Raw genomic sequence first — 12261 nt, forward strand, 5'->3', positions numbered from 1 at the left:
AGGTCACTTCAGCGTTTTGTCGACATGCCCACAGAGAGACAAGTGAAACACGGACACCCCCACAGCCCTGTCCCCGCAAGGGTTGTCACCCCCTCCTGACCTGCACGGCAATTCGGCACGGACAAGGCCCGGTTCCCCCGAACGAGGGACCCGGGCCTTGCACCGCATCCGAAGATCCGGTAGTGGCGCTGAGATCAGCTTCCGACCTGCCCGGTCAGTCGCCGGCCGAGGGGGCCCGGGCCTCCTCGGCGCGCTTCAGCGCCTCCTCAAGATCTTCCTGTGCCCGGCCGTACGCCTCCCAGTCGCCCTTCTTGAAGGCCTCCTGGCCCGCGTCGAAGGCCTTCTGCACGTCCTTCAGGGCCTCGTCGAGGGTGGCGTCGCCCTTGTCCGGCGGAGTCTCCTCGCCGGGCGGGGTCTCCTCCTCCGGCGGCTGGGCCTCGCCTCCGGCGCCGAACACCTTGTCCAGCGCCTGCGCCAGGGTGTCCTCGAAGGCGGTCTGGCCGTTGTAGCTGACCAGCACCTTGCGCAGCAGCGGGTACTTGAGGCCGCCACCGCGGACGTAGACCGGCTCGACGTAGAGCAGACCCTCGTCGAGCGGAACGGTCAGCAGGTTGCCGTACTCGACCTGGGAGTCACCGCCGCTCAGCAGCCGGATGGTCTCGGCGATGTCCTGTTCGGAGTTGAACGCCGACTGGACCTGCTTGGGGCCCTGGACCGTGGTGCTGGTCGGCAGCTTGAGGACGCGGATCTTCCCGTAGTCGTCCGTGCCCGCCTCGGCGTTGACCGCCATGAAGGCGCTCAGGTTGTCGCGGCCGTTGGGCGTGAACGTCGTGGTCAGCGAGAAGGCCTGCTCCGACTGGTTGGGCATCTTCATGGAGAGGTAGTACGGCGGCACCGCCTCGCCGACCTTGTTGGTCGGGTCGTCCGGCACCTGCCACACCTCGCTGCCGCTGAGGAACGTCTCGGCGTCCTCGACGTGGTAGCGGGTCAGCAGCTCACGCTGCACCTTGAAGAGGTCCTGCGGGTAGCGCAGGTGCGCCATCAGCTGGTCGGAGATGGCCGAGCGCGGCTCCACCGTGTCCGGGAAGGCCTTCATCCAGGTCTTGAGGACCGGGTCCTTCGTGTCCCACTCGTACAGCTTGACCTCGCCCGTGTAGGCGTCGACCGTCGCCTTCACGGAGTTGCGGATGTAGTTGACCCGGTCCTGCTGCGCGATGACCGCACGCTGGTCGGTGGTCAGCGAGTCGGAGGTGGTGTCGCCCAGCGTGGTGCGCGAGGCGTACGGGTAGCCGTTGGACGTCGTGTAGGCGTCCACGATCCACTGGATCTTCCCGCCGATGACCGCCGGGTACGGGTCTCCGTCGATGGTCAGCCACGGGGCGACCGCCTCGACCCGCTCCTTGGGCGTGCGGTTGTAGAGGATCTTCGATCCCTCGCCGATGGCGCCCGAGTAGAGGATCTGCGGCTCGCTGAACGCCACCGCGTACGCGGCCCGGTTCAGCGGGTTCGACAGGCTGACGCCGCTGTCGCCCTTGTACCGGGTGCCGACCTCCTGGCCGTCCTTGGAGTAGTCGATCTCCTCCTGCGGACCGCCGACGATCGAGTACTGCGTCGTCTTCTCGCCGTAGTACACGGCCTGCTGGTAGGTGCCCAGCTGGCCCTGCGAGGGCAGGTCGTACTCCGTGAAGACGGGCAGGCCCTCGTTGTCGGCCTCGGTGCCCTTGGCGGCCACCACGCCGTAACCGTGGGTGTAGCGGAAGTGGTCGTTGATCCAGTTCCGCTTCGGCACGCCGTTCAGGTCGAGCTCACGCAGACCGATCACGGTGTCCTGGGTCTGGCCCTCGACCGTGTAGCGGTCGACGTCCAGGTTCTCCGGGAAACCGTAGTAGCTGCGGATCTGCTGCCGCTGCTGGAAGGTCGGCGAGACGATGTTCGGGTCGAGCAGGCGGATGCTGGCGGCCTGGTCGGCCTGGCCCCGCAGCTCCGGCTTCTTGTCCGGGGCGGCGCCACGGCCGGAGAACGGGGAGACCTCCGTGTCGCCGATGTCGTAGGCGTAGCGCGTCGCGTCGATGTTCTTCGCGACGTACGGCGCCTCCTTGGCCTGCTCGTTCGGCTGGACCTGGAACTTCTGCACGATGGCCGGGTAGAGGCCGCCGATCAGCAGCGCCGACAGGACCATCAGGCCGAAGCCGATGACCGGCAGCTGCCAGGTCCGCCGCCACAGGGTGGCGAAGAAGAGCACGGCACAGATGACCGCGATGCAGAACAGGATCGTCTTGGCCGGCAGGTAGGCGTTGGCGTCGACGTACCGCAGACCCGTCCAGTTGTCCGTCGCCTTGAAGTCGCTGGACTTCACGGCCAGGCCGTACCGGTCGAGCCAGTAGGCGACGGCCTTCAGGGCCACGAACAGGCCGAGCAGCACCGACAGGTGCCCGGTGGCCGCGCCGGTGGCCTTGGCGCCTGGGGAACTCAGCCGCAGGCCGCCGTACAGGTAGTGGGTGACGGCGGCGGCGATCAGCGAGAGGATCACGGCCGCGAAGCCGAAGCCCAGCAGGAAGCGGTACCAGGGCAGGTCGAAGGCGTAGAAGGAGACGTCCAGCTGGAACTGGGGGTCCTTCCTGCCGAAGTCGACGCCGTTGACCCAGGTGAGCCAGGTGCGCCACTGGCTGCCGGCCGAGGCGCCCGCGACCAGACCCACCAGGGCCGTGATCGCCAGCAGGACCCACTTCTTGTACGGGGCGATGCCCATCCGGTACCGGTCGAGGTTCTGCTGCTCGACCGACATGGCGCTCAGCGGCGGACGCAGCCGGTGCGCCAGCCAGATGTTGAGGCCCACGGCGGCGGCCATCAGCAGGCCGAAGACGAAGAAGAGCCCGATCTTCGTGGAGAGCGTGGTCGTGAAGACCGACGAGTAGTCCACCGAGCGGTACCAGAGCCAGTCGGTCCAGAACCCGGAGAACATGGTGAACGCCATGCCGAGGACGGCAAGGACGCCCAGCGTCATGAGCAGGGTCCGGGACCGCCGGGACGGGCGGCCCACTCTGATCCGCGGTCCTGTCGGGCCTCCGCCGCGGTCCGGCATCTGGAAAGCCAAGGTGCGCACCTCAAGTCAGTGTGTATCCGTCGGGTCCGCGCGGGCCCGACGGGGGGACCCGTTCATCATGGGTCCCCATGTATGCAACTTACCGAGGCTTTACCCAGTTCCCGATTACGGGTGGATACCAGGCAGGATTGTGACCATGTCCAACACCCCCATGGCGGCGAACCCGCTCACCCGGGCCGTGCTCGAGATCGACGAGTACGCCTCCACCCTCGGCTGGGACCAGCCCGCCCGCCTGTTCGCCCTCGTCGACTCCGCCTCGCTGCGCGCCCAGGAGCCCGCTCTCGCGGACCAGCTGGGTCTGCCGGAGGAGGCGGAGACGGCCGCTCTCACCCCCGTCGAGCAGGACGAGATCCCGGCCTCGCAGCCGCTGGACGAGTTCCTCGCCACCATCGCCTGGCCGGACGCGGTGGCCGGCTGCGCGCTCACCGTGGAGCGCCTGATGCTGCCGCCGACCGCGGAGGCCGAGGTTCCCATCGGCCTCGACGACGCCGGGCTGGCCCGCTGGGTGGCCGAGCACCCGCAGCGCCAGGAGGTGCGGATGACGGTCGCCGTGCTGCGCGACGGCTCCCGTGAGTCGGCGCTCCGGCTGCGGGAGAAGGACTCCGCCACCGAGGTGCTCACCGGCGCGGGTCTGGTTCCCGGCCTGGCCGAAGCGCTCTCGGCGACCTTCGAGGACTGACGCCCGGGGCGGCCCTGGACGCGATCAGTGACGCGCGCACCGCGGGAGTTCGGCGGTGCGGCCCGCGCGGATGTCCTCCAGGGCCTCCAGGGCGTCGTCCAGGTCGCCGACCTTGACCAGGGTGAGGCCGTCGGGGATGTCCTCGGCGGCCGTCGCGCAGTTCTTCTCGGGCGTCAGGAAGTACTTGGCCCCCTTGGACCGCGCGCCCAGCGTCTTCATGCTGATGCCGCCGATGGGGCCGACCTGGCCCTCGTCGTCGATGGTGCCCGTCCCGGCCACGAACGCCCCGCCGGTGAGGCTGCCCGGCGTCAGCTTGTCGTAGATGCCGAGGGCGAACATCAGGCCGGCGCTGGGGCCTCCGACGTCGGCGAGCTTGATGTCGATGGAGAACGGGAACGTGTGGTCGGTCCCGGCCGCGATGCCGACGATGGCGCGCGGCTGGGCCTCGTCCTTGGACTTCGCCGTGGTGAGGGTGAGGTCCTCGGTCCCCTTCGGCTTGCGCCCCTCGCGCTCCGCCGCCGCCTGCTCCTTGGCCGGCACGATCGTGAAGACCACCTTCTCGCCGGGCTTGTGACGCGTCACCAGCTTGGACACGTCGCCGGGCTCCTTCACCGGGGTGCCGTCGACGGCCTTGATCACGTCACCCGCGTGCAGCACGCCCTCGGCCGGGGTGTCCTTGACCACCGTGGAGACCACCACCCAGGACTCCACCGGGATGTCCAGCTCACGCAGGGCGGCGACCTTGGCGCTCTCCTGGGACTGGCTGAACTCCTCGGCGTTCTCCTGGCTCGACTCCTCCTCGGTCTGCCCCTCCGGGAAGAGCGTGTCGTGCGGCACCACCCTGTTGTCGTGGGCCAGCCAGCCGTACATCGCCGACACCAGGTTCAGCCGGTAGTCCGGGCTGGTGACCCGCACGGTGGTCATGTTGAGGTGACCGTCGGCGGGGTAGGTGCGGTGGCCGGAGATCTGCAGCACGGGCTCGCCGTCGTGCTTGCCGAGGGTGTTCACCGTCGGGCCGGGCGTCATCTCCGAGTACTGGGTCGGGACGGCCAGTCCCGCGCACAGGAGCACGATCAGCATCAGGGTCGAGGCGAGCATCGTCGCAGTGCGGCGTGGCATGGAACGACAGTACGGGACGGCCCTGCCGGAGCACCGCCGGGGCCGTCCGTACGGGCTGCCCCGGCAGTGCTCCGGCCTTGTGCGGCTTGTGCCGGACGGGGCGCGTGTCAGGAACCGGAGACCGAGGTGGTGGTCGTCGTCGACCGCTCCATGGCCTCACGGAAACGGGCGTATCCCACGAGCTCGGGACCGTCCCCACGGGTCCTGCGGGTCCGCAGGGCCCAGGTGCCCCACAGACTCGCGCCGATCGCAGCCACAAGCGGAATCAGCAACCAGGCGAGAGCCGCCATGCCGACCTCCCAACCCGAATGAGCGACTGCAACTGACTGATCAGCAGATTAACCATTCACTGTGACAACGCTCATATCGACCCCCCGGTTACGCAACCGGAGGACGGCGCGGCGCGGGAGACGCGGGAGGGGCGCGGAGGCGGATCGGGGAAGCCCGAGGACACCGGGAGGGGTGTCCGAGGGGCTCCGGAGGCAGGGTCCGGAGGCCCCGGAGGGGGCGTGCGGAGCTCGCGTGGGGCGTGCGGGGGCCTCAGCAGGCGCCGACCCACTCCTCCGTGCCGTCGCTGAACCGCTGGTGCTTCCAGATCGGCACCTCGTGCTTGAGGTCGTCGATCAGCCGCCGGCACGCCTCGAAGGCCTCCGCGCGGTGCGGGCACGACACCGCCACCACGACCGCCAGGTCGCCCACCTCGAGATCACCCACACGGTGGACGGCCGCCAGCGCCTTGACCGGGAAGTCTGCGGCGACCTTCTCGGCCACCCGCCGTAGCTCCGTCTCGGCGGAGGGGTGGGCGGAGTACCCCAGCGCGTCCACGTCCGCCCCGCCGTCGTGGTTGCGCACCGTGCCGACGAACAGCGCGGTCCCGCCGGCCGCGTCGTCGCCGACGGCCCGGAAGACCTCGTCCAGCGACAGCGGCGTGTCGCGGATCGCGATGAGCTTCAGCGGATGCTGCGCCGCGCGCTCACCCGGGTGGACGTCGGAGGAAGTGGAGTCAGCCATGCCCGCCATCGTGCCCCACGCGCCCCGCCACCGGGAAGGCCCGACCCACCCGTCCGCGCTGGTCAGCGATTCCCCCAGCGCCGGGTGCCCCGGCCGTGGGCGGGCCCCGACCGCTCGGGGGGCCCCGCACCGCTCGAGGGCGGCCCCGCACCATTCAGGGGCGGCCCGCACCGTCGACGGCGCGGACCGTCCGCGCGGGCGGCGCGACGGGTGGGGACGCGCGCGACGGCGGAGCCGGCCCCTGCCGCCCGGCCCGGCGGCGCCCTGAGGGGTCGACGCCGCCTGCCGGGGCAGCCCGGGCAGGTCGGCGGCCACGAGCCCGGGCGGGCCGGGCAGAGACGGACGTGTGCCGGCTGCCCCGGACGGGCAGGCGGGTCAGCGGCGGCGGGCCCGTCGGGCGCGGCGGATGACCGCCGCGGTGCCCAGGAGGGCCACCGTCGCCCCCGCCGCTCCCGCCGCGGTGGCGTCCTTGCGGCCCAGGCGCCGCCCGGCGACCGTGTGCCGTCCGGCGACCTCCGCGAGCAGCTCGGCGAGCACCTCCTCGTTGCTCCACCGCGCCCGCCACCCCGCGTCGTGCAGCCGGCTGCCGCTGACCACCCACGGGTACATCGTGTAGGCGAGGTCGCCGGCCGGGGAGGGCGTCAGCCCGATGCGGTGCAGGCGCGCCGCCGCGCCCAGCGCCACCGCGGACGGCAGCTCCATCCGGCGGATCCCGCTGAGGTCCTCGACCTCCTCCTGCTCCAGCCAGCCGTCGCAGCCGACGGCCACCTCCCCCTCGACCTTCTCCAGCACCGCGCACTCCAGCGCGGAGCACAGGTCGTCGACGTGGCAGAACTGCCAGGCCGGCCGCGACCCGGCCACCACGAGCAGACGCGGCGACTCGAAATACCTGGTCAGGGCCGTGTCGGTGCCGCCGCCCACCAGGACGGCGGGGCGCAGGACGGTGACGTTGAGCCCCGGGTGGGCGCGCGGGGCCCGCCGCCCCAGCCGCTCGATCTCCAGCAGGTCGCCGACGGCCGTCGCCTCCGCGGTGGCCCGCAGCTCGGCGTCCTCGGCGAGCGGCAGCGCGTTGTCCGGCAGCGCGCCGTAGACCATGGCGGAGGTGCAGAGCACCACCCGCCGCACCCCGGCCGCGGCGGACGCCGTGAGCACGGTCTGGGTGCCGCGCACGTTGAAGGCGGTGCGGGCCGCCGGGTCGGTCTCCAGGTCGAGGTCGACCGCCAGGTGGACGACCACGTCCACCCCGCGCAGCCGCTCGGCGAGGGCCGGGTCGCGGATGTCGAGGACGTGCCACCGGGCGGCGGCGCAGTCGCCCCGCCGCTCGTCCAGGGCCACCACCTGCCGGATCTCCGGCGAGGCGGCGAGCCGCTCGGTCAGCAGCGCGCCGACGCCGGAGGCCGCGCCGGTGACGGCCACGACGGGCCCCCGCCCGGCGGGGGGTCGGGCCGACGACGCGTCGGCCGGGGCGTTTCGCGCTGCGCGAACCTGCGGATCTGGGGAACTCACCAGGCGTCTCCAGCGGTTGTCTCGAAAGGAACGCGCGTGCCGCGTGTACGAACCAGGTGCCATCCATCCTGCCGCAGGCCGATGGTCGGCGGAGCATCAAGGCTCTATCGGGCCGGGGTGTCTACGCTGGGTGGTGATGTCGGGCAGCCGCGCCGCCGGAGGAAGACCGGTGGCCCAACCAGCCGAGGAACCCCGTGAGTGACAATCCATTCGGATTCGGCCTTCCGCCGGAGGAGCCGGACGACGGCGACGAGGGCAAGAAGAAGGACCAGCAGAGCGGTGGTGGGCAGGAACCGGCGAACCCGTTCGGTTTCGGCACGCCCGGAGCAGGAGGCTTTGGCGGTGGCGCGGACAATCCGTTCGCGTCGCTCTTCGGCTCCTTCGGGTCCATGCCGCCCGGCGGCGGCATGAACCCCGCCGACCTGGGCGCCGCCTTCCAGCAGCTCGGCCAGATGCTCTCCTACGAGGGCGGCCCGGTGAACTGGGACATGGCCAAGCAGATCGCCCGCCAGGCGGTCTCCCAGGGCGCGCCGGACGGCACGAAGGACGCCAGCGTCGGGCCGGCCGAGCGCTCGGCCGTCGAGGAGGCCGTGCGCCTCGCCGACCTGTGGCTGGACGGCGTCACGTCCCTGCCCTCGGGCGCGGCGACGACGCTGGCCTGGAGCCGCGCGGAGTGGGTCGAGGCGACCCTGCCCGCGTGGAAGGAGCTCGTCGACCCGGTGGCCGAGCGTGTCGGCACGGCCATGGGCCAGGTGCTGCCCGAGGAGATGCAGGCCATGGCGGGCCCGCTGCTCGGGATGATGCGTTCGATGGGTGGCGCCATGTTCGGCGCGCAGATCGGCCAGGCGGTGGGGGTGCTCGCCGGCGAGGTGGTCGGCTCCACCGACATCGGTCTGCCGCTCGGTCCGGCCGGCAAGGCCGCGCTGCTGCCCCTGAACATCGAGACCTTCGGCAAGGATCTCGGTGTCCCGCTGGAGGAGGTCCGCCTCTACCTGGCCCTGCGTGAGGCCGCCCACCAGCGGCTCTTCGCCCATGTGCCGTGGCTGCGGTCGCACCTGTTCGGTGCGGTCGAGGGGTACGCCCGGGGCATCAAGGTGGACACCTCCAAGCTGGAGGACGTGGTCGGTCAGTTCGACCCGCAGAACCCGGAGCAGCTTCAGGAGGCCCTCCAGCAGGGCATGTTCCAGCCTGAGGACACCCCGGAGCAGAAGGCGGCCCTGGCCCGCCTGGAGACGGCGCTGGCGCTGGTCGAGGGCTGGGTGGACGCGGTGGTGCACGCCGCCGCCACGCCGCGCCTGACCTCGGCGGGCGCGCTGCGCGAGACGCTGCGCCGCCGCCGCGCCTCGGGCGGTCCCGCGGAGCAGACCTTCGCCACGCTGATCGGCCTGGAGCTGCGTCCGCGCCGGCTGCGGGACGCGTCGCGTCTGTGGGCGTCGCTCACCGACGCGCGCGGCGTGGACGGCCGGGACGCCCTGTGGGCGCACCCGGACATGCTGCCCAACGCCGCCGACCTCGACGACCCGGACGGCTTCGTCCACCGCGAGCAGATGGACTTCTCCGAGTGGGACAAGATGCTCGGTGAGGCCGCCGGCGGCGGTGCCCGGGGCTCCGGCCCGGGCAAGGACGCGGACGGCGGCTCGCCGAAGGCCGGCCCCGAGGCCGGCCCGGAGGGCGAGGCCGGCGACGACCACCCGAAGGGCGAAGGTTCCGAGTGACCCTGCACGACGACGCCGTCCGGGTCCTGGACGGCCTGCGGACCGCGACGGACTCCCAGGAGGAGCTCCGTCAGGTCTACCTCAAGCACCTGGGCGAGCACGCCGACGGCATGTGGCGCGAGTGTCCCGACGGGCACGTCACGGCGAGCGCGCTGGTGATCGACCCGGAGGGCGGCCGGGTGCTGCTGACCTTCCACCGCAAGCTGCGGATGTGGCTGCAGATGGGCGGCCACTGCGAGCCCGGGGACACCACCCTGGCCGGAGCGGCGCTGCGCGAGGCGACGGAGGAGTCCGGCATCCCCGGGCTGCGCCTGCTGGGCGGCGACACCCCGGTGCGGCTGGACCGCCACCACACCCCGTGCGCCTGGCACCTGGACGTCCAGTACGCGGCGATCGCGCCGGGCGGGGCGGTGGAGGCCATCAGCGAGGAGTCGCTGGACCTGCGCTGGTTCCCGTACGACGAGGTGGCGGAGGTCGCGGACACCTCGGTGGTCCGGCTGGTGGAGGCGACCCGGGCGCTGCTGTGAGCCCGTGAGCCCGTACGGCGAAGGGGCGGCCACCGAGTCGGTGGCCGCCCCTTCGCCGTGCCGTCGGTTCCAGGCGTTGTTCAGTTCCAGGCGTTGTTCTGGTTCTGCGCCCGGGCGCCCTGCTGGCCCATGCCGAACTGGGCGGCGACGCCCGAGCCGATCTGGGCGTTCTGCGGCGGGAGCAGCTCGCTGGGCTGCACCAGCGCGAAGCCGGTGCCCATGAAGCTGAGCTCCCAGCCCTCGCCGGTGTTGCCGCGGCGCCGCCAGACCCCCGAGGAGTGGGTCTGGGCCTGCATCTGGACCCGCAGCGAGGTCGACCAGGCGATCACCGCGTCGGCGTCCACGTTCACGTACCGGTCCGGGGTGACCTGGAGCATCAGCGGCGCGCCGGAGGTCATGAGCGCGACCTTGCCCCGGCCGGAGATGTTGAGCTGGTACTTCCCGGACCCGGAGATGCCGTAGAGGCTGTCGACCGCGATGACCTCGTGGTGCAGCGCGGAGTCCATGGCCAGGACGTAGGAGCTGTCGACGGTGAGGCCGTCCTGGTCGACGTCCACCAGGTGGATGTACTGGGCCAGGTTGGCCAGGTACACCGTGCCCTGCCCGTGGCAGCGCATCAGGTCCAGGCCCTCGCCGGTACGGCGGCGGGCGTTGCGCTGGTTGCCCGTCCGGTACTCGGCGTCGAACTCGACGAGGCCCTGGTAGGCGACCATCGATCCCTTGCGGGCCAGGACGTCACGGTTGCCGTCGACGAGGACGCGCAGCATCTGGCTGTTCTGCAGGCTCCAGTGCTCCTGGGTCTGCTGCTCGTTGTAGGCGAAAATCGGGCTCTGCATGATCGGTCGTTCTCCCCCTCAGCCCCGGATCCGGAGACGGTCGGTGCTGTCCTCGCTCGGCTGGACGACGACGATGCCCGTGCCGGAGAAGGCCATCTGGAAGGCCTCCCCGCTGCCGCGGCCGATCAGCGAGGACGCCTTGAAGCTGCGCTTGCCCTTCACCTTGAGGTTCGGGGACCAGGCGATCAGCGAGTCCGGGTCGACGTAGGTCTCGTCCTCGCCGCCGCCGCAGTCGACCACTATCGGGGTGCCGCGGGAGGTGATGGCGACCCAGCCCTGGCCCTCGATCCGGGTGTTCCACAGGCCCTGGCCGGCGAACTTGGCCATGCCCTTGACCCGCTCGACGCCCCACTTGAGATGGGCGTCGAAGGCGAGCAGGTTGGTCGCGTTGACCGAGAGCGCCTCGCCGTTGAGGTTGATCACGACGACGTCGGCGCCGTAGTCCGCCAGGTAGAGGATGCCGTCGCCGTGGCAGCGCATCAGCGCGGCGCCCTCGCCGGTCACCCAGTCCTTGGCGATCTGCCGGACGGCCGGCGGGTTGGGCTCGTACTGCACGAAGCCCTCGTAGGCGACCATGGAGCCGACCCTGGCGAGCAGGTCGTGACCGGTCTGCATGGCGATCTTCGCCATGTGGGTCCCGTGGTTCTCCATGCGGGCGACGACGGGTGCGGGGGCGTGGCCCGCGAGCTGGTGGTTCATGACGGGCTCCCTCAGACCTCGTACGGCTGGACGACGATGAAGTTCCCGGGCGCGCCCCGGAACTGCAGGTTGACGCTCTCCCCGGTGTCGCCGGGGTAGGCGTTGCGCCGCATCCGCACCTGGCTGGAGACGATCACCTGGGCCGCGGCCGACCAGGCGACCACCGCGTTGGCGTCGGCGAAGGTGGTCGGGGTGACCGGCAGCACCACGGGGACGCCGTGGGTCTTGAGCACCAGCGTGCCGGTGCCCTGGAACTGCATGGTGAACAGGGCGCCGCCGGGGATGCCGTGCCCCTCGACGCGGCGCACCTCGTACTGGAGGGACTCGTCGAAGGCGAGCACGTTCTCGGCGGAGACGCACAGCGCGTCGCCCTGGAGCTCCACCGTGTGCAGGTGGGCCGCCTCCTCGGCGAGGAAGACCTGGCCGTAGCCGGTGCAGCGCATCAGCTGCATCTCCTGGCCGGTGGCGTTGCCGACGATCCGGCCGCTGAAGCCGGCGCCCTTGTACCCGAACTCGACCTTGCCCTGGTACAGCACCATGCTGCCCTGGCGGGCGAGGACGGGCTGGCCGCCGACGCTCAGGTCGACGCGTACCAGCTTCTCGTTCTGCTGGGTCCAGCGCTGGCCGGTGGGCTTCTCCTTGTACAGGCTCAGCGCGCCCTGGACGCCCGGGGTCTGCGGGGCGTTGGGCGTGCCGGGGTAGGCCTGCTGGCCCGGGATGCCGGGGGCGCCGTGCATGCCGGGGGCGCCGGGCATGCCGGGGACGCCCGGCGCTCCGGGAACGCCCGGGGCCGGCGGCATGCCGGGGGCGGCCGGGGGCTGCCCGTAACCGGGAGGGGCCATCGGGGCGGCCATGGTCGGTGCGGCGTGCATCGGCGGCGCGGCGGGGGCGCCGGGCGGCTGGCCGTAGCCGGGCGGCGTCTGGCCGGGCTGTCCGGGCGGCGGGAAGCCGTAGCCGGCGGGCTGCGCCGCGGCGGGTGCGGGGGCCTGCGGCTGCGCGGGCCGGCCAGCTCTTCGGAGCCGACTGGTGCCTCGACTGTCGTGTGCTGGGCGCCCGGTTCGAGGAG

At 71.9% G+C, this 12261-nt stretch carries 11 protein-coding genes; 3 read left to right on the forward strand and 8 right to left on the reverse strand.

Going from position 1 to position 12261, the window contains the following annotated elements:
- Positions 1 to 214: 214 nt before the first annotated feature.
- Complete coding sequence (locus ABT026_RS26475; RefSeq protein ID WP_351117652.1) at positions 215 to 3103, reverse strand: UPF0182 family membrane protein; 2889 nt, start codon at positions 3101 to 3103, stop codon at positions 215 to 217.
- Positions 3104 to 3239: 136 nt separating this feature from the next.
- Between ABT026_RS26475 and ABT026_RS26480 the strand changes: the two genes are divergently transcribed.
- Positions 3240 to 3782: a PPA1309 family protein gene (locus ABT026_RS26480; RefSeq protein WP_351117653.1), complete on the forward strand. Its 543-nt coding sequence runs from the start codon at positions 3240 to 3242 to the stop codon at positions 3780 to 3782.
- A gap of 24 nt (positions 3783 to 3806) precedes the next feature.
- Here the strand turns inward: ABT026_RS26480 and ABT026_RS26485 are convergent, their stop codons facing one another.
- The 4 genes from ABT026_RS26485 to ABT026_RS26500 all read right to left on the reverse strand — a co-directional run bounded on the left by ABT026_RS26485 (position 3807) and on the right by ABT026_RS26500 (position 7418).
- Positions 3807 to 4901, reverse strand: a complete 1095-nt coding sequence (locus ABT026_RS26485) for a YlbL family protein (protein WP_351117654.1) — start codon at positions 4899 to 4901, stop codon at positions 3807 to 3809.
- 107 nt (positions 4902 to 5008) lie between these two features.
- Positions 5009 to 5191 (reverse strand): hypothetical protein, encoded by a 183-nt coding sequence (locus ABT026_RS26490; RefSeq protein WP_108954472.1) that lies wholly within the window; start codon positions 5189 to 5191, stop codon positions 5009 to 5011.
- A 250-nt stretch (positions 5192 to 5441) separates the two neighbouring features.
- A complete protein-coding gene (locus ABT026_RS26495) occupies positions 5442 to 5912 on the reverse strand; it encodes a molybdenum cofactor biosynthesis protein MoaE (RefSeq protein WP_351117655.1) in 471 nt (156 codons plus the stop codon).
- Between the two features lie 375 nt (positions 5913 to 6287).
- Positions 6288 to 7418 (reverse strand): SDR family oxidoreductase, encoded by a 1131-nt coding sequence (locus tag ABT026_RS26500; protein WP_351117656.1) that lies wholly within the window; start codon positions 7416 to 7418, stop codon positions 6288 to 6290.
- A 194-nt stretch (positions 7419 to 7612) separates the two neighbouring features.
- On the opposite strand from ABT026_RS26500, the gene ABT026_RS26505 reads away from it, so the two are divergent.
- Both ABT026_RS26505 and ABT026_RS26510 read left to right on the forward strand, forming a co-directional pair.
- A complete protein-coding gene (locus ABT026_RS26505) occupies positions 7613 to 9133 on the forward strand; it encodes a zinc-dependent metalloprotease (RefSeq protein ID WP_351117657.1) in 1521 nt (506 codons plus the stop codon).
- Positions 9130 to 9660 (forward strand): NUDIX hydrolase, encoded by a 531-nt coding sequence (locus ABT026_RS26510; protein ID WP_351117658.1) that lies wholly within the window; start codon positions 9130 to 9132, stop codon positions 9658 to 9660. The genes ABT026_RS26505 and ABT026_RS26510 overlap by 4 nt, the downstream gene beginning before the upstream one ends.
- Positions 9661 to 9740: 80 nt before the next feature.
- Here the strand turns inward: ABT026_RS26510 and ABT026_RS26515 are convergent, their stop codons facing one another.
- The 3 genes from ABT026_RS26515 to ABT026_RS26525 form a co-directional block, all read right to left on the reverse strand.
- Positions 9741 to 10496 (reverse strand): AIM24 family protein, encoded by a 756-nt coding sequence (locus ABT026_RS26515; RefSeq protein ID WP_351117659.1) that lies wholly within the window; start codon positions 10494 to 10496, stop codon positions 9741 to 9743.
- Positions 10497 to 10514: 18 nt separating this feature from the next.
- Positions 10515 to 11195 (reverse strand): AIM24 family protein, encoded by a 681-nt coding sequence (locus ABT026_RS26520; RefSeq protein WP_351117660.1) that lies wholly within the window; start codon positions 11193 to 11195, stop codon positions 10515 to 10517.
- Between the two features lie 11 nt (positions 11196 to 11206).
- Positions 11207 to 12261, reverse strand: a 1055-nt coding sequence (locus ABT026_RS26525) for an AIM24 family protein (RefSeq protein WP_351117661.1), incomplete at its 5' end; no start/stop codon positions are given.

It is taken from the genome of Streptomyces sp. NPDC002734, from assembly GCF_040295685.1.
In the GTDB taxonomy this organism is placed as follows: Bacteria; Actinomycetota; Actinomycetes; order Streptomycetales; family Streptomycetaceae; genus Streptomyces.

Bases quoted from the DNA above. Each gene is read 5' to 3' on its own strand.
- ABT026_RS26480 (WP_351117653.1), top strand. From the start codon at position 3,240: ATGTCCAACACCCCCATGGCGGCGAACCCGCTCACCCGGGCCGTGCTC.
- ABT026_RS26485 (WP_351117654.1), bottom strand. From the start codon at position 4,901: ATGCCACGCCGCACTGCGACGATGCTCGCCTCGACCCTGATGCTGATC.
- ABT026_RS26490 (WP_108954472.1), bottom strand. From the start codon at position 5,191: ATGGCGGCTCTCGCCTGGTTGCTGATTCCGCTTGTGGCTGCGATCGGC.
- ABT026_RS26495 (WP_351117655.1), bottom strand. From the start codon at position 5,912: ATGGCTGACTCCACTTCCTCCGACGTCCACCCGGGTGAGCGCGCGGCG.
- ABT026_RS26515 (WP_351117659.1), bottom strand. From the start codon at position 10,496: ATGCAGAGCCCGATTTTCGCCTACAACGAGCAGCAGACCCAGGAGCAC.
- ABT026_RS26520 (WP_351117660.1), bottom strand. From the start codon at position 11,195: ATGAACCACCAGCTCGCGGGCCACGCCCCCGCACCCGTCGTCGCCCGC.